Annotated in this window: 10 protein-coding genes, 2 tRNA genes and 4 rRNA genes; 8 read left to right on the forward strand and 8 right to left on the reverse strand. The window is 59.3% G+C overall.

Annotation, left to right across the window (positions count from 1 at the left end; translation table 11 throughout):
• Positions 1–17: 17 nt before the first annotated feature.
• The 8 genes from ACSMEV_RS04245 to ACSMEV_RS04280 form a co-directional block, all read right to left on the reverse strand.
• Positions 18–1,325 (reverse strand): CitMHS family transporter, encoded by a 1,308-nt coding sequence (locus tag ACSMEV_RS04245; protein ID WP_459207383.1) that lies wholly within the window; start codon positions 1,323–1,325, stop codon positions 18–20.
• A 280-nt stretch (positions 1,326–1,605) separates the two neighbouring features.
• Positions 1,606–3,564, reverse strand: a complete 1,959-nt coding sequence (locus ACSMEV_RS04250) for a DUF7844 domain-containing protein (protein WP_459207384.1) — start codon at positions 3,562–3,564, stop codon at positions 1,606–1,608.
• The gene (locus ACSMEV_RS04255; RefSeq protein ID WP_459207385.1) at positions 3,561–3,881 is read right to left on the reverse strand and encodes a DUF2388 domain-containing protein; all 321 of its coding nucleotides are present in this window, start codon (positions 3,879–3,881) and stop codon (positions 3,561–3,563) included. Before ACSMEV_RS04255 ends, ACSMEV_RS04250 begins: the two co-directional genes overlap by 4 nt.
• Positions 3,866–4,210, reverse strand: a complete 345-nt coding sequence (locus ACSMEV_RS04260) for a DUF2388 domain-containing protein (RefSeq protein WP_459207386.1) — start codon at positions 4,208–4,210, stop codon at positions 3,866–3,868. The genes ACSMEV_RS04255 and ACSMEV_RS04260 overlap by 16 nt, the downstream gene beginning before the upstream one ends.
• Positions 4,211–4,288: 78 nt before the next feature.
• Entirely contained in the window at positions 4,289–4,606 is a 318-nt protein-coding gene (locus ACSMEV_RS04265) for a DUF2388 domain-containing protein (protein ID WP_459207387.1), read from the reverse strand.
• Between the two features lie 293 nt (positions 4,607–4,899).
• The gene (locus tag ACSMEV_RS04270; protein ID WP_296267266.1) at positions 4,900–5,112 is read right to left on the reverse strand and encodes a DUF1127 domain-containing protein; all 213 of its coding nucleotides are present in this window, start codon (positions 5,110–5,112) and stop codon (positions 4,900–4,902) included.
• Between the two features lie 347 nt (positions 5,113–5,459).
• The gene (locus ACSMEV_RS04275) at positions 5,460–6,953 is read right to left on the reverse strand and encodes an acetyl-CoA hydrolase/transferase family protein (protein ID WP_459207388.1); all 1,494 of its coding nucleotides are present in this window, start codon (positions 6,951–6,953) and stop codon (positions 5,460–5,462) included.
• A gap of 249 nt (positions 6,954–7,202) precedes the next feature.
• Positions 7,203–8,120, reverse strand: a complete 918-nt coding sequence (locus ACSMEV_RS04280; protein WP_459207389.1) for a LysR family transcriptional regulator — start codon at positions 8,118–8,120, stop codon at positions 7,203–7,205.
• A 161-nt stretch (positions 8,121–8,281) separates the two neighbouring features.
• Here ACSMEV_RS04280 and ACSMEV_RS04285 point away from each other — a divergent pair, with 161 nt between their 5' ends.
• From ACSMEV_RS04285 to rrf (ACSMEV_RS04320), 8 genes are all read left to right on the forward strand, one after another.
• The gene (locus ACSMEV_RS04285) at positions 8,282–9,463 is read left to right on the forward strand and encodes an acyl-CoA dehydrogenase (RefSeq protein ID WP_459207390.1); all 1,182 of its coding nucleotides are present in this window, start codon (positions 8,282–8,284) and stop codon (positions 9,461–9,463) included.
• A 14-nt stretch (positions 9,464–9,477) separates the two neighbouring features.
• Positions 9,478–10,698 (forward strand): CaiB/BaiF CoA transferase family protein, encoded by a 1,221-nt coding sequence (locus tag ACSMEV_RS04290; protein ID WP_459207391.1) that lies wholly within the window; start codon positions 9,478–9,480, stop codon positions 10,696–10,698.
• 527 nt (positions 10,699–11,225) lie between these two features.
• A 16S ribosomal RNA gene (locus tag ACSMEV_RS04295) occupies positions 11,226–12,762 on the forward strand.
• 86 nt (positions 12,763–12,848) lie between these two features.
• Positions 12,849–12,925 (forward strand) — tRNA-Ile (locus ACSMEV_RS04300).
• Between the two features lie 31 nt (positions 12,926–12,956).
• Positions 12,957–13,032: transfer RNA gene (locus ACSMEV_RS04305), tRNA-Ala, on the forward strand.
• Between the two features lie 257 nt (positions 13,033–13,289).
• Positions 13,290–16,182: ribosomal RNA gene (locus tag ACSMEV_RS04310) — 23S ribosomal RNA — on the forward strand.
• Positions 16,183–16,307: 125 nt separating this feature from the next.
• Positions 16,308–16,423, forward strand: a 5S ribosomal RNA gene (gene rrf / locus ACSMEV_RS04315).
• Between the two features lie 109 nt (positions 16,424–16,532).
• Positions 16,533–16,648, forward strand: a 5S ribosomal RNA gene (gene rrf / locus ACSMEV_RS04320).
• The 16S, 23S and 5S rRNA genes sit together here with 2 tRNA genes alongside, the layout of an rRNA operon.
• Positions 16,649–16,831 lie beyond the last annotated feature (183 nt).

Consider the following 16,831-nt stretch of genomic DNA (forward strand, 5'->3'; position numbering starts at 1 on the left):
GGCGCGGGAAGGACGTCTCAGAGGCTGCCGAACAGCGGGAAGATGCCCATCAGCAGTGCGGCGAACAGGATGCACAGGCACACCAGCACGGCCCACTTCAGGGTGAAGCGCTGGTGGTCGCCGAACTCGATGCCGGCCAGGGCAACCAACAGGTAAGTGGAAGGCACCAAGGGGCTGAGCAGGTGCACCGGCTGGCCGACGATCGACGCACGGGCCATTTCCACCGGGCTGATGCCGTAGTGGCTGGCCGCTTCGGTCAGCACTGGCAGCACGCCGTAGTAGAAGGCGTCGTTGGACATGAAGAAAGTGAACGGCATGCTCACGATCGCGGTGATGACCGCCAGGTACGGCCCGAGCGCCTCGGGGATGACCGCGAGCAGGCTCTTGGACATCGCCTCGACCATGCCGGTCCCGGACAGGATGCCGGTGAAGATGCCCGCCGCGAAGATCAGCCCGGTGACTGCCAGCACGCTGCCGGCATGGGCGGCGATGCGGTCCTTCTGCTGTTGCAGGCAGGGGTAGTTGACGATCATGGCGATGCTGAAGGCCACCATGAACAGCACCGGCAGCGGCAGGAGCCCGGCGATCAGCGCCACCATCAGGGCGGCGGTCAGCGCACCGTTGAACCACAGCAGCTTCGGCCGCCGCGCTTCGGGGAATTGCGAGACGCTGATGTCGCCATGGTCGATGTCGTCGGTCGGCAGGCGCAGCTCGCCAAGTCGGGCACGCTCGCGCTTGCCGTAGCAGTAGGCGATGGCGAGGATCGCCAGCACACCGGCGGCCATGGCCGGGATCATCGGTACGAAGATGTCCGACGGGTCCACCTGCAATGCACTGGCCGCGCGTGCGGTAGGGCCGCCCCACGGGGTCATGTTCATCACGCCACCGGCGAGGATGATCAGCCCGGCCATGATCCGCGGGCTCATGCCCAGACGGCTGTACAGCGGCAGCATGGCCGCGCAGCAGATCATGTAGGTGGTGGCGCCGTCGCCGTCGAGCGAGACCACCAGGGCCAATACGGCGGTGCCGACCGACACCTTCAACGGGTCGCCCTTGACCAGCGCGAGGATCTTGCGCACCGCTGGGTCGAACAGGCCCGAGTCGATCATCAATGCGAAATAGAGGATGGCGAACATCAGCATCACGCCGGTGGGCGCGAGCTTGCTGATGCCCTGCAGCATCATCGGCCCGATGTCGCCGGCGAAACCGCCGAACAAAGCGAACAGGATCGGCACCAGGATCAGGGCGATCAAGGCCGACAGGCGCTTGGTCATGATCAGGTACATGAAGGTGATGACCATGGCGAAGCCGAGGAAGGTCAGCATGGCGGTACTCCAGGCGTGGGGATGCGGACGGAAAAGACGCGTCGGGTCAGCGCGGGACGGGCGGGGCCAGGAGTAGGGGAAAGGGAAGTACGGGCGCGTGGGCACGGAAGGACATCGGTATCACCATTTTATTGTTGTTGGATTGGCCAGGCGCACGGCCTTGGCGGACCGGTCCATTGCCGGTCATGGCGACATCCTAGGGGGCGAAGCTTTCAGCCAGCTTTCGCGTTGGGGGCGGCGATGGAAGGTCGGCGCCGCCTATACGGCGCCGGGGGTGGGCTCAAGGCAGTTGCAGGCCGCCCGCAGCTTTGTGCAGGGCGCGCAGGTGGTCGCCGATCAGGCGGGTGTTGGCTTCGACCGCCGAGATTTCCTTGGCCCGGTCCGGGGAGAGCAGGGCGCGCACTTCCTTGTCCAGGTTGGTGCTCAAGCGCAGCAGCTGAGCCTGGCGCTCGCCGGCGGTCTTCTCCAGGTAGGCGCGTTCGGCCGGTTGCGGCAAGCCGTAACCCTGCGTACCGAGCAATTCGGCCGGGCGGCTGAGGAAGCCGCTGTTGGCGAGCATCTGTTGCAGCACGTCGTTGGCGTTGTCGACCGAGCCGTCCTTCGACGTGCTGGCGTTGAGGTAGCGCTGCTTGACCTCGTCCTGGGCCAGCAGCAGCTGGCGGCGCAGGCTGGCCTGCTCGAGCAGCAGCAGGGCCGCGCTGGTGCGCAGGTCGGCCTTGGGGAACCAGGCGCGGCGTTTTTCGGCATCCTGGGCCAACCAGTCCTCGACGTTCGTCTGCGGCACCGGCAGCTGTTTGCGCAACACGTCGAACATGGCCTGGAAACGGTCGCGGTAGGAGTCGAAGCGGTAACCCAGACGCAGGGCGCGCTTCGGATCGTCGAGCACGCTGGTATCGGCCAGGCCACGGCCCTTGAGCACTTCCAGCAAGCCGTTGGGCATGATGCTGTCCAGGTCGTTGAAGCGCGGGTTGCCAGTGCCGCTGCGCAGCAGCTTGAGCGACTCCACGGCGCAGTTGTTGGACAGGAAGTAATAATTGCCGTCGTAGCTCCAGTGCATCTCGGCGGCCTGACGCACCACGTTTTCCACTTCCGCGCGGCTCAGCTTCAGCGGCACGGAGGCCAGGCTGCGCAATTCGGTCTTGGTGTACTCGTCGATCACCTGGCCCAGCGGCAGCACGAACAGCCGCGACGGGTAGTTGCCGACCAGGCCGTCCCAGCTCGACAGCTGGACGTCGTTGACGAAGGCGCGGTACGACAGCACCAGATGCTGGTCGAGGTCCAGCCGGCAATCCGGGCCGCGTGGCCGGCCCGGCGCGCAGATGACCAGGCGCAGCATGCTGTGGCCCCAGCGGCTGACCCAGTTCTGGTTGGCCTCGGCCAGCAGGTAGTCGACTTCGTAGACGCGCTCGGGGTCGATCTCGCCCAAGGGCTGGCGGGCGAAGTCGTTGCCGGCGTTGATGAAAGGCAAGCCCTTGGCGCAGGTGTCCTGCTGGGGTGCCCAGCCGAAGTGCTCGCGCAGATACCGGTTCAGGGCCGGGCGGCGGCAGCCGTAGCTGGGGTCGAGGAGGAAGTACTCCATGTTCACGGCCACGAACTCCTTCGGGCTGCTCAGCTCGTAGGCATCCGGGCTGCGTACGTTCTGGCCGTTCCTCTGCTCGCGCTCGCCGCGGCGGCCGACGTATTGCTGCCAGCCGGCGAGGTCGAGCAGGCGCGGGTCGTCGCTCAAGGTGAAGCGGCGCTCGGTCTGGCCGCGGCATCGCTCGGGCAGGCCGATCTTGCCCAGGCTGCCGAGCTGACGTTGGCAACGGTTGAGCAAGGGGCGTTCGGCGGCCGACCACAGGCGGGCGCGGTCGTAGATATGGGTGAGTTCGTGCAGCACGGTGGCCAGCAGCTCCTCGCGCACCGTGCCGTGTGGGCGCTGGGTCTTCTGCGTGGCGGCGCTGCCGTCGACCAGGCCGGGCAATAGGCGCCGGTTCAGATCGAGGGTGTCGACCAGCGAGGCCTGCCCGTAGGCATCGGCCGGCATGTTCGCGCTCCAGCTGACGCGCACACGACGGTCGAGCTGCTGCCTGAAGCGTGGCGGCAGCTTGCTCAGGGCTTCGTCGAGCAGGATCTGGGTGGCCTGGCGTTGCGCGGCATCGAGGTCGGCGTCTTGCAGGTTAAGGCGCAGGTCGGCCAGTACGGGCGCGCCCAGTAACGTCAGTGCGCAACCGAGAAGCCAGGCACGCACGCCCTTCACAGTGCCAGGATGGCTTCTGCGAGCATCTGGTCGCTGGCGCCACGCGCCTCGGGCAGGCGTTCGCGCAAGGTGCCGAAGGCGGCTTCGAGCTGGGCGCCGCGGATGTCGCCGTTGGTGGCGACGAAGCTGGCGGCGTCGTCGTGGGCCTCGCGCACGACTTTGGAGTCGCGGATCGAGGTGGTGGTGTCGGAGGTGAAGTCGATCGAACGGCCGAAGGCGCGGACGATGATGTTGCTGGTGGCCACCAGCGTTTGGGCCTGGGCCAGGTCGGCCAGCAGGAACAGCCCCAGGGTGGCGGCGATCAGCGGTTTACGCATGGAGCATCTCCAGAAAATACGGTGGAATCGAGGATGGAGCATTGGACGAGGATTGCGCGCGCCAGTTCAAGGTCATCGGCAGATTGTGCGGGTCGTGCCTGGCGCAATGCCAGCAGTGCTGCTTCGAGGCGCGCGCCGCGTATCCGTCCGGCGCTGGCGACGAACGCCGCGGCATCGTCACGGGCTTCGGACAACAGCTTGCGGTCGAAGGGGGCAGTGGTCAGTTGGCTCGTGCCGTAGCTGCCGATCACCAGGCCTTGGGTGGTGGTGTCGAAGGCGAAGGCATGGGGCAGAGCCAACAGGCAGATCAAGGCGAGCGGATAACGCATGGGCGGTCTGGGTAGCAGCGGTTGAGCGGGCACGGTCGGTCTGCCGCACGGGCCTGGACCCGTGCGGCGATGGCGACGTTACAGCGCGAGGATGGCCTGGGCCAGTTGCGCATCGCTGGCCTGCAGGCTTGGCGCCTGCTGGCGGATGAAGCTGAACGCGCTTTCCAGCTTGGCACCGCGGATCTCGCCTTGGCTGCCGACGAAGCTGGCGGCATCGTCACGGGCAGCCTGTACGATCTTGTTGTCGCGCAGCGACGAAGAGGCGTCAGACGTGGCGTGGGTGGACGCAGCGATGCCGTCGACCACCGCATCGGTGGTGACGATGAAGCTGGAGGCCTGGGCAGTGCCGGCCAGGGTGAGCAACAGTGCGGCGCCAAGCAGCGTTTTACGGGACATGGGATGAGACTCCTGACTAAGTCGAAGATCGATCTGCGTATCGGACGCTCGCAGTGGCCGTTAGGGTACGTCTGCAACGGGGCTTTCTAGCAGAGGCATAACGGCAACGTAGCACATGGAGTTATTTCCAGATGTAAGCTGGTTATAACTGTACCTGGATAAATTGAGATTTTCTAAACTGTACCTCTAGCGGAATTGATCGCTCTAGCCCGGCTTTTGGAATAAAAAAACCCGTCGCAGTTCCCTGCGACGGGTTTTTCGAAAGCGTTGCCGGCGAACCGGCTAGCCAGGGTTCAACGCCAGAACGGCTTGCCCAGCTCTTCGTAACGTTGCGATTCGCTGATACCAGCGTCAGCCAGCAGGCGCGCGTCGAGACGGGCCAGTTGACGACGGCTGGACAGGCGGCGCTGCCACAACATCAAGGTAGAAAAAGCACGCAGCGGCAGCGAGGCCTGGGCGTTGGAGGATTGTTCGAAAGCCAGATCGGAACTGAGTGTACGTTCCATGATGTCGTCCTTCCGCTTATGGCGGGATTAGATAGTGATTAACTGATGCCAATCATCCTCCTCCCGTGTCCAGAACAGTAGGTACAGTTCAGGGGTATTGCATGTGCTCAGTTAACTGTGAAATGCAGCTGTTGCACCTGAAAACGGCACAACTGTACTGGTCTGCACTGATAGAGTGCAAAACTACTTTCGTTGCTTGCTATGAATAGCGTTTATCTCCTTGTCCGGCAGTACAGTAGAACAGTTTTTTATGGATCGAGGCGTACAGTCATCAACAAAACAAAACCCGCCAAACATGCCGCTTAGGTTTCGGCATCTCGGGCGGGTTTGCTCCTTCGACGGTGCGGCTACACTGCGAGCATCCGCCCACCTGCTTCGAGGTTCTCATGCCAGCTCAACGCCTCGCGCAGGATGTGCGGGGTATGCCCGCCGCGCGCGCAGGCACGGGTGAAGTAGTCGTCCAGAGCAGCGCGGTAGTCCGGGTGTACGCAGTTGTCGATGATGACCCGCGCCCGCTCGCGCGGTGCCAGGCCACGCAGGTCGGCCAGGCCTTGTTCGGTGACCAGGATATCGACGTCATGTTCGGTGTGGTCGACATGGCTGACCATCGGCACCACGCTGGAAATGGCACCGCCTTTGGCGATCGACTTGGTGACGAAGATGGCCAGGTGCGCGTTGCGGGCGAAGTCGCCCGAGCCGCCGATGCCGTTCATCATCCGCGTGCCGCATACGTGGGTGGAGTTGACGTTGCCGTAGATGTCGAACTCCAGTGCCGTGTTGATCCCGATGATGCCCAGGCGCCGCACCACTTCCGGATGGTTGGAGATCTCCTGCGGGCGCAGCACCAGTTTGTCCTTGTAGCGCTCCAGGTTGCCGAACACATCCGCGTTGCGCCGTTCGGACAGGGTGATGGAGCTACCGGAGGCGAAGCTCATCTTGCCGGCGTCGATCAAGTCGAAGGTGGAGTCCTGCAGCACTTCGGAGTACATGGTCAGGTCATCGAAGGGCGAGTCGATCAGGCCGCACATCACTGCGTTGGCGATGCTGCCGATGCCGGCCTGCAGCGGGCCGAGGCGGTTGGTCATGCGCCCGGCGTCCACTTCCTGCTTGAGGAAGGCGATCAGGTGGTCGGCGATGCCTTGGGTTTCGTGATCCGGCGGCAGCACGGTGGACGGCGAGTCGGGCTGGTTGCTGATGACGATGCCGACGATCTTGGCCGGGTCGATGGGGATGGCGCGGCTGCCGATGCGGTCGTCGACCTTGATCAGTGGAATCGGCGTGCGGGTGGGCCGATAGGTCGGAATGTAAATGTCGTGCAGCCCTTCCAGATTGGGGTTGTGCGACAGGTTGATCTCGACGATCACACGCTTGGCGAAAATGGCGAAGCTGGCCGAGTTGCCCACCGAGGTGGTCGGCACGATATGCCCCTGCTCGGTAATCGCCACCGCCTCGATGACGGCGATGTCCGGCAGCTTGAGCTGCTGGTTGCGCAGCTGCTCCACGGTTTCGGACAGGTGCTGGTCGATGAACATGACCTTGCCGTCGTTGATCGCGCGGCGCAGGGTGCTGTCGACCTGGAACGGCATGCGCCGGGCCAGCACACCGGCTTCGGTGAGTTGCTTGTCGAGGTCGTTGCCCAGGCTGGCGCCGGTCATCAGGCTGATCTGCAACGGCGAGTGGCGCGCGCGCTCGGCCAGTGCATGGGGCACGGCCTTGGCCTCGCCGGCGCGGGTGAAGCCGCTCATGCCGACGGTCATGCCGTCTTCGATCAGGCCAGCGGCGTCGGCTGCACTCATTACTTTGCCGTGCAGGGAGGACAAGCGAATACGATCACGGTACATGGATTTTTTCTCAGGCTACTCAAGCAAGATGCGCAGTCTAGTGCCTTCGCCGGGTGCCGTCCCACGACCAAGGTCTATGAAAGGTGGGGTTTGGAGGGCTGTTCGTCAGGTGAAACCTTCGTTTCGCTCGCTGCACAGGGGCGTCGACGTGCGATTCGACTCGCTACAGGCTGCAAAGCGGCCAAGCGCTACCCGGCGCTGCTTCTATATATAGAAGCAGTGCCTCTGGCGGGGCGCGAGCCTACGGCGTCAGGTTTCCTGTCGAGTGGCGCTGCAAGCTTCGTACTGCGTGGCGTTGTCGACCAGCCATCGGCGAAAGGCGCGAAGCGATTCGGAGGCTACCTTGCGTTCGGGAATCATCAGGTAGTAGGCCTTGTCGCTAGTCAGCGCATGCTGGTGAGCGATCACCAACCTGCCCTCCAGCAATTCGCGCTGAATGAGGAAAGGCGGAATCAGCGCAATCCCCATGTGGTGCATGGCCGCCTGGGCCAGCATGGAAAACAATTCGTAACGCGGGCCGGCGAGGTCTTGGGCGATGCTCAGATCCAGCGAGCCGAACCACTGTCGCCAGGCATAGGGACGAGTGGTCTGCTGCAGCAAGGGCAGGGTCGCAATCTCGCTCGCCGATAGCGTGCTCTGCTGACCAAGCCAGTCAGGGCTGCATACGGGCAGAGGGTTCTCGCTCATCAACCGATGCGCCTGGGCACCTGGCCAGTCGGCGTCGCCGAAGTAAATGGCCGCGTCGAACGTGGTGTCGGCGAACAGGAAGGGACGAGTGCGGTTGGTGAGGTTGACGGTCACTTGCGGGTGCTTGGATTGGAAGTCCTTCAGCCGCGGCAGCAGCCACTGCGTACCGAAAGTCGGCACCACGGCCAGCTCGATCACGTTCGCGCCCTGCTGGCGCATGACCGATAGCGTGTCGCGCTCCACCGCATCCAGTTGTGCCGCGACTTGACGACTGTACGACAGCCCGGCTTCGCTGAGTTTCACCCCGCGCTGCGAGCGTCGGAACAATTCCACGTTGAGGAAGGCTTCCAGTCCCGCGATCTGTCGGCACACGGCGCCTTGGGTCAGGGACAGTTCACAGGCCGCCTTGGTGAAGCTCTCGTGGCGTGCGGCGGCTTCGAAGCAGATCAGGGCGGTGGTGCTGGGGATTGTGCGTCGCATGTACGTTGGGCTCACTCTTTGAGGTGCTTAGGGGCAGAACTCCCGATTTCCAAAGTGAGAAATTAGCACTGATAGGTGCGTATTCGTGGTTTGTCGGATGAGCCGATCGGGCCTAGGATCAATTCACTTCCGCATTGCTCTCATACCTGAGGATTTCGCCCATGGCCGACAAGGCGCATTTCAACTGGATCGATCCGTTGCTGCTCGACCAGCAGCTCACCGAAGAAGAACGCATGGTGCGTGACAGCGCTTTCCAGTTCGCCCAAGACAAACTGGCTCCGCGAGTGATCGAGGCCTTTCGTCATGAGCGGACCGATGTCGCGATCTTCCGCGAGATGGGTGAGATCGGTCTGCTCGGCGCGACGATTCCGGAAGCCTATGGCGGCAGCGGCCTCAACTACGTGTGCTATGGCCTGATCGCCCGGGAGGTGGAACGCATCGATTCAGGCTACCGCTCGATGATGAGCGTGCAGTCGTCCCTGGTGATGGTGCCGATCAACGAATTCGGCAGTGAGGCGCAGAAGCAGAAATACCTGCCGAAGCTGGCGAGCGGGGAGTGGATCGGCTGCTTCGGCCTGACCGAGCCCAACCACGGGTCCGACCCAGGCGCCATGATCACCCGGGCGCGCAAGGTCGACGGCGGTTATCGCCTGAGCGGCGCGAAGATGTGGATCACCAACAGCCCCATTGCCGACGTATTCGTGGTCTGGGCCAAGGACGACGAGGGCGACATTCGCGGTTTCGTTCTGGAGAAAGGCTGGGAAGGGCTGAGCGCTCCGGCGATTCACGGCAAGGTCGGGCTGCGTGCGTCCATCACGGGGGAAATCGTCATGGACAACGTGTTCGTGCCCGAAGAGAACCGTTTCCCCGAAGTGCGCGGCCTCAAAGGCCCGTTCACCTGCCTCAATTCCGCGCGCTACGGCATTTCCTGGGGGGCGCTGGGAGCGGCGGAGGCTTGCTGGCACACCGCTCGCCAGTACACCCTCGACCGTCAGCAGTTCGGCCGGCCCCTGGCGGCCAACCAGCTGATCCAGAAGAAGCTGGCCGACATGCAGACCGAGATCACCTTGGGGTTGCAGGGCTGTCTGCGTTTGGGGCGGATGAAGGATGAAGGCACGGCGGCAGTGGAGATCACCTCGATCATGAAGCGCAACTCCTGCGGCAAGGCGCTGGACATCGCGCGGCTGGCGCGTGACATGCTCGGTGGCAACGGCATCTCGGACGAGTTCGGCGTGGCGCGTCACCTGGTCAACCTGGAGGTGGTCAACACCTATGAAGGCACCCATGACATCCATGCGCTGATCCTGGGGCGGGCGCAGACCGGTATCCAGGCGTTCTATTGATAGAGGTGCAGGGTATGGGCGCGCTATCGCATGTACGGGTACTGGACCTGTCGCGGGTACTGGCCGGGCCTTGGGCCGGGCAGATTCTCGCCGACCTCGGGGCAGACGTCATCAAGGTAGAGCGGCCAGGCAAGGGTGACGACACCCGCGCCTGGGGGCCGCCCTTCCTGAAGGGTGCCGACGGACGCAGCACGGGCGAAGCGGCTTACTACCTTGCGGCCAATCGCAACAAGCGTTCGGTGACCATCGACTTCACTCAGGCGCAAGGCCAGGCGCTGGTGCGGGCCTTGGCGGCCAAGTCGGATGTCGTCATCGAAAATTTCAAGGTAGGCGGGCTGTCAGCCTATGGGCTGGACTACGAGAGCCTCAAAACGATCAACCCCAAGCTCATCTATTGCTCCATTACAGGGTTCGGCCAGACAGGGCCCTATGCCAAGCGCGCGGGCTACGATTTCATGATCCAGGGCTTGGGTGGATTGATGAGCCTCACCGGGCGGCCGCAGGGTGAAGCCGGAGCGGGCCCGGTGAAAGTAGGGGTAGCGCTGACCGACATTCTTACAGGGCTTTACTCGACGTCCGCGATTCTGGCCGCCTTGGCGCACCGCGAGCAGACCGGGATCGGCCAGTGCATCGACATGGCGCTGCTCGATGTGCAGGTCGCGTGCCTGGCCAACCAGGCCATGAATTATCTGACCACGGGCAATGCACCGCAACGCTTGGGTAATGCCCACCCGAACATCGTTCCTTATCAGGACTTTCCTACGGCCGATGGCGATTTCATCCTGACGGTGGGCAACGATGGGCAGTTCCGCAAGTTCGCCGAGGTGGCAGGGCAGCCGCAGTGGGCCGACGACCCACGGTTCCATAGCAATGCCTTGCGCGTCGCCCACCGGGCTGAGCTGATTCCGCTGATTCGGCAAGCGACGGTGTTCAAGACCACGGCGCAGTGGGTCGAGCAGCTGGAGCGTGCAGGGGTGCCCTGTGGGCCGATCAATGACCTGGAAGGGGTATTCAAAGATCCGCAGGTGATTGCGCGAGGGCTGGCCATGAACCTGCCCCATGCGTTGGGCGGAGAGGTGCCGCAGGTGGCCAGCCCGATTCGCTTGTCCGAGACGCCGGTGGAGTATCGTCGCGCCCCCCCTTTGTTGGGCGAGCATACCGAGTCGGTGTTGAGTGACGTACTGGGTTTGCAGACTGGCGAACTGGCCGAGCTCAAGGTGGCGGCTGTTATATAGAAGGGTTTTGACGGTCTGGAGAGTAAATGTCATTTATTTCAAATAAGCCCTTGACCCCTCGCCAGATCTCTTTATACTGCGCACCAATTCCGGGGCAAACGGAGCGGAAAACTCCTTGAGATTCAATGAGTTGAACGTTTTCTGAAGGCTGGAAGCGCTTCGATCTTCTGATCGGCAGCGGTGAAAAAGGCAGTTGACAGCAGGTTGTAACGCTGTATGATTCGCCTCCCGCTACGAGAGATCGCAGCGAGCCAAGTGGTTGAAGTTGAACGAGATTCTCGCAAAACACTTCAAAATAAACACTTGACAGACACTGAGGACAGCGTAGAATGCGCGCCTCGGTTGAGACGAAAGGCTCAACCAACCGCTCTTTAACAATTTGAATCAAGCAATTCGTGTGGGTGCTTGTGAGTACGGACTGATAGTCACCAAGATTATCAGCATCACAAGTGACCATGCGAGAAATCACATAGTCATTTGAGATTGCTGAGCCAAGTTTAGGGTTTCTTAAAAACCCAAGCAGTATTGAACTGAAGAGTTTGATCATGGCTCAGATTGAACGCTGGCGGCAGGCCTAACACATGCAAGTCGAGCGGATGAGAAGAGCTTGCTCTTCGATTCAGCGGCGGACGGGTGAGTAATGCCTAGGAATCTGCCTGGTAGTGGGGGACAACGTTTCGAAAGGAACGCTAATACCGCATACGTCCTACGGGAGAAAGCAGGGGACCTTCGGGCCTTGCGCTATCAGATGAGCCTAGGTCGGATTAGCTTGTTGGTGAGGTAATGGCTCACCAAGGCGACGATCCGTAACTGGTCTGAGAGGATGATCAGTCACACTGGAACTGAGACACGGTCCAGACTCCTACGGGAGGCAGCAGTGGGGAATATTGGACAATGGGCGAAAGCCTGATCCAGCCATGCCGCGTGTGTGAAGAAGGTCTTCGGATTGTAAAGCACTTTAAGTTGGGAGGAAGGGCAGTCAGCGAATACCTGGTTGTTTTGACGTTACCGACAGAATAAGCACCGGCTAACTCTGTGCCAGCAGCCGCGGTAATACAGAGGGTGCAAGCGTTAATCGGAATTACTGGGCGTAAAGCGCGCGTAGGTGGTTTGTTAAGTTGGATGTGAAATCCCCGGGCTCAACCTGGGAACTGCATCCAAAACTGGCAAGCTAGAGTATGGTAGAGGGTGGTGGAATTTCCTGTGTAGCGGTGAAATGCGTAGATATAGGAAGGAACACCAGTGGCGAAGGCGACCACCTGGACTGATACTGACACTGAGGTGCGAAAGCGTGGGGAGCAAACAGGATTAGATACCCTGGTAGTCCACGCCGTAAACGATGTCAACTAGCCGTTGGAATCCTTGAGATTTTAGTGGCGCAGCTAACGCATTAAGTTGACCGCCTGGGGAGTACGGCCGCAAGGTTAAAACTCAAATGAATTGACGGGGGCCCGCACAAGCGGTGGAGCATGTGGTTTAATTCGAAGCAACGCGAAGAACCTTACCAGGCCTTGACATGCAGAGAACTTTCCAGAGATGGATTGGTGCCTTCGGGAACTCTGACACAGGTGCTGCATGGCTGTCGTCAGCTCGTGTCGTGAGATGTTGGGTTAAGTCCCGTAACGAGCGCAACCCTTGTCCTTAGTTACCAGCACATCATGGTGGGCACTCTAAGGAGACTGCCGGTGACAAACCGGAGGAAGGTGGGGATGACGTCAAGTCATCATGGCCCTTACGGCCTGGGCTACACACGTGCTACAATGGTCGGTACAGAGGGTTGCCAAGCCGCGAGGTGGAGCTAATCTCACAAAACCGATCGTAGTCCGGATCGCAGTCTGCAACTCGACTGCGTGAAGTCGGAATCGCTAGTAATCGTGAATCAGAATGTCACGGTGAATACGTTCCCGGGCCTTGTACACACCGCCCGTCACACCATGGGAGTGGGTTGCACCAGAAGTAGCTAGTCTAACCTTCGGGAGGACGGTTACCACGGTGTGATTCATGACTGGGGTGAAGTCGTAACAAGGTAGCCGTAGGGGAACCTGCGGCTGGATCACCTCCTTAATCGACGACATCAGCCTGCTGATGAGCTCCCACACGAATTGCTTGATTCATTGTACGAAGACGATGCTGTAACGCGACCCTGTTATAGGTCTGTAGCTCAGTTGGTTAGAGCGCACCCCTGATAAGGGTGAGGTCGGCAGTTCAAATCTGCCCAGACCTACCATTTCATGGTGCGGCTAGACGCTACGACACACGGGGCCATAGCTCAGCTGGGAGAGCGCCTGCCTTGCACGCAGGAGGTCAGCGGTTCGATCCCGCTTGGCTCCACCACCTTTTAGCATCGTTTGCCTGTTCAGAACTTAGAAATGAACATTCCACTCACGGTTTGAGTGCGCTGAATGTTGATTTCTGACTTTTGTCAGATCGTTCTTTAAAAATTCGGATATGTGATAGAAATAGACTGATGGCCACTTTCACTGGTGGTGATCAGGCTAAGGTAAAATTTGTGAGTTCTGCGCGTAAGCGCAAATTGCGAATTTTCGGCGAATGTCGTCTTCACAGTATAACCAGATTGCTTGGGGTTATATGGTCAAGTGAAGAAGCGCATACGGTGGATGCCTTGGCAGTCAGAGGCGATGAAAGACGTGGTAGCCTGCGAAAAGCTTTGGGGAGTCGGCAAACAGACTGTGATCCAGAGATCTCTGAATGGGGGAACCCAGCCAGCACAAGCTGGTTATCTTGTACTGAATACATAGGTGCAAGAGGCGAACCAGGGGAACTGAAACATCTAAGTACCCTGAGGAAAAGAAATCAACCGAGATTCCCTTAGTAGTGGCGAGCGAACGGGGACCAGCCCTTAAGTTGGTTTGAGATTAGTGGAACGCTCTGGAAAGTGCGGCCATAGTGGGTGATAGCCCCGTACACGAAAATCTCTTGTCAATGAAATCGAGTAGGACGGAGCACGAGAAACTTTGTCTGAATATGGGGGGACCATCCTCCAAGGCTAAATACTACTGACTGACCGATAGTGAACCAGTACCGTGAGGGAAAGGCGAAAAGAACCCCGGAGAGGGGAGTGAAATAGATCCTGAAACCGTATGCGTACAAGCAGTGGGAGCCTACTTTGTTAGGTGACTGCGTACCTTTTGTATAATGGGTCAGCGACTTATATTCAGTGGCGAGCTTAACCGAATAGGGGAGGCGTAGCGAAAGCGAGTCTTAATAGGGCGTTTAGTCGCTGGGTATAGACCCGAAACCGGGCGATCTATCCATGGGCAGGTTGAAGGTTAGGTAACACTGACTGGAGGACCGAACCGACTACCGTTGAAAAGTTAGCGGATGACCTGTGGATCGGAGTGAAAGGCTAATCAAGCTCGGAGATAGCTGGTTCTCCTCGAAAGCTATTTAGGTAGCGCCTCATGTATCACTGTAGGGGGTAGAGCACTGTTTCGGCTAGGGGGTCATCCCGACTTACCAAACCGATGCAAACTCCGAATACCTACAAGTGCCGAGCATGGGAGACACACGGCGGGTGCTAACGTCCGTCGTGAAAAGGGAAACAACCCAGACCGTCAGCTAAGGTCCCAAAATCCTGGTTAAGTGGGAAACGATGTGGGAAGGCTTAGACAGCTAGGAGGTTGGCTTAGAAGCAGCCACCCTTTAAAGAAAGCGTAATAGCTCACTAGTCGAGTCGGCCTGCGCGGAAGATGTAACGGGGCTCAAACCAGGTACCGAAGCTACGGGTATCACCTCTTGGTGATGCGGTAGAGGAGCGTTCTGTAAGCCTGTGAAGGTGAGTTGAGAAGCTTGCTGGAGGTATCAGAAGTGCGAATGCTGACATGAGTAACGACAATGCGAGTGAAAAACTCGCACGCCGAAAGACCAAGGTTTCCTGCGCAACGTTAATCGACGCAGGGTTAGTCGGTCCCTAAGGCGAGGCTGAAAAGCGTAGTCGATGGAAAACAGGTTAATATTCCTGTACTTGCGATTGTTGCGATGGAGGGACGGAGAAGGCTAGGCCAGCTTGGCGTTGGTTGTCCAAGTTTAAGGTGGTAGGCTGAGATCTTAGGCAAATCCGGGATCTCAAGGCCGAGAGCTGATGACGAGTTGCCTTTAGGCGACGAAGTGGTTGATGCCATGCTTCCAAGAAAAGCTCCTAAGCTTCAGACAATCGGGAACCGTACCCCAAACCGACACAGGTGGTTGGGTAGAGAATACCAAGGCGCTTGAGAGAACTCGGGTGAAGGAACTAGGCAAAATGGCACCGTAACTTCGGGAGAAGGTGCGCCGGTGAGGGTGAAGGACTTGCTCCGTAAGCTCATGCCGGTCGAAGATACCAGGCCGCTGCGACTGTTTATTAAAAACACAGCACTCTGCAAACACGAAAGTGGACGTATAGGGTGTGACGCCTGCCCGGTGCCGGAAGGTTAATTGATGGGGTTAGCGCAAGCGAAGCTCTTGATCGAAGCCCCGGTAAACGGCGGCCGTAACTATAACGGTCCTAAGGTAGCGAAATTCCTTGTCGGGTAAGTTCCGACCTGCACGAATGGCGTAACGATGGCGGCGCTGTCTCCACCCGAGACTCAGTGAAATTGAAATCGCTGTGAAGATGCAGTGTATCCGCGGCTAGACGGAAAGACCCCGTGAACCTTTACTATAGCTTTGCACTGGACTTTGAATTTGCTTGTGTAGGATAGGTGGGAGGCTTTGAAGTGGGGACGCCAGTCCTCATGGAGCCATCCTTGAAATACCACCCTGGCAACTTTGAGGTTCTAACTCAGGTCCGTCATCCGGATCGAGGACAGTGTATGGTGGGTAGTTTGACTGGGGCGGTCTCCTCCCAAAGAGTAACGGAGGAGTACGAAGGTGCGCTCAGACCGGTCGGAAATCGGTCGTAGAGTATAAAGGCAAAAGCGCGCTTGACTGCGAGACCCACACGTCGAGCAGGTACGAAAGTAGGTCTTAGTGATCCGGTGGTTCTGTATGGAAGGGCCATCGCTCAACGGATAAAAGGTACTCCGGGGATAACAGGCTGATACCGCCCAAGAGTTCATATCGACGGCGGTGTTTGGCACCTCGATGTCGGCTCATCACATCCTGGGGCTGAAGCCGGTCCCAAGGGTATGGCTGTTCGCCATTTAAAGTGGTACGCGAGCTGGGTTTAGAACGTCGTGAGACAGTTCGGTCCCTATCTGCCGTGGACGTTTGAGATTTGAGAGGGGCTGCTCCTAGTACGAGAGGACCGGAGTGGACGAACCTCTGGTGTTCCGGTTGTCACGCCAGTGGCATTGCCGGGTAGCTATGTTCGGAAGAGATAACCGCTGAAAGCATCTAAGCGGGAAACTTGCCTCAAGATGAGATCTCACTGGGATCTTGAATCCCCTAAAGGGCCGTCGAAGACTACGACGTTGATAGGTTGGGTGTGTAAGCGCTGTGAGGCGTTGAGCTAACCAATACTAATTGCCCGTGAGGCTTGACCATATAACACCCAAGCAATCTGCCAAGCGCAGGTTGGGTGGAAGACGCATCGACGAAGATTCGCACACAAATCATCACATATCCGAATTGGCTGGCACGTCGGCAACGACGAACCGGCAACCGAATTTCTTGACGACCATAGAGCATTGGAACCACCTGATCCCATCCCGAACTCAGCAGTGAAACGATGCATCGCCGATGGTAGTGTGGGGTTTCCCCATGTGAGAGTAGGTCATCGTCAAGATTCATTTCGCAAAACCCCTATCTGCACATGCAGGTAGGGGTTTTGTCTTTAAGTAGAGACTACAGAGATTCGCGGGTACGTCCTACGGACGGGCCCGCATACAGAATTTCTTGACGACCATAGAGCATTGGAACCACCTGATCCCATCCCGAACTCAGCAGTGAAACGATGCATCGCCGATGGTAGTGTGGGGTTTCCCCATGTGAGAGTAGGTCATCGTCAAGATTCATTTCACAAAACCCCTATCTGCGTGAGCAGGTAGGGGTTTTGTCTTTTCACGGGTTTGAAAATCCCAAGCAGTAGCTCTGGAAATAAAGTCGCAAACGAACCAATGCTGGGTCGAGCGAATCTAGAACCCAGGGTTAGTCGCTAAGCTAGGGCCGCCCCAAGCACCACCGTTGATCGAAA

It is taken from the genome of Pseudomonas sp. MLB6B (genome assembly GCF_054508135.1).

Bases quoted from the DNA above. Each gene is read 5' to 3' on its own strand.
- ACSMEV_RS04245 (WP_459207383.1), bottom strand. From the start codon at position 1,325: ATGCTGACCTTCCTCGGCTTCGCCATGGTCATCACCTTCATGTACCTG.
- ACSMEV_RS04255 (WP_459207385.1), bottom strand. From the start codon at position 3,881: ATGCGTAAACCGCTGATCGCCGCCACCCTGGGGCTGTTCCTGCTGGCC.
- ACSMEV_RS04260 (WP_459207386.1), bottom strand. From the start codon at position 4,210: ATGCGTTATCCGCTCGCCTTGATCTGCCTGTTGGCTCTGCCCCATGCC.
- ACSMEV_RS04265 (WP_459207387.1), bottom strand. From the start codon at position 4,606: ATGTCCCGTAAAACGCTGCTTGGCGCCGCACTGTTGCTCACCCTGGCC.
- ACSMEV_RS04270 (WP_296267266.1), bottom strand. From the start codon at position 5,112: ATGGAACGTACACTCAGTTCCGATCTGGCTTTCGAACAATCCTCCAAC.
- ACSMEV_RS04275 (WP_459207388.1), bottom strand. From the start codon at position 6,953: ATGTACCGTGATCGTATTCGCTTGTCCTCCCTGCACGGCAAAGTAATG.
- ACSMEV_RS04280 (WP_459207389.1), bottom strand. From the start codon at position 8,120: ATGCGACGCACAATCCCCAGCACCACCGCCCTGATCTGCTTCGAAGCC.
- ACSMEV_RS04285 (WP_459207390.1), top strand. From the start codon at position 8,282: ATGGCCGACAAGGCGCATTTCAACTGGATCGATCCGTTGCTGCTCGAC.
- ACSMEV_RS04290 (WP_459207391.1), top strand. From the start codon at position 9,478: ATGGGCGCGCTATCGCATGTACGGGTACTGGACCTGTCGCGGGTACTG.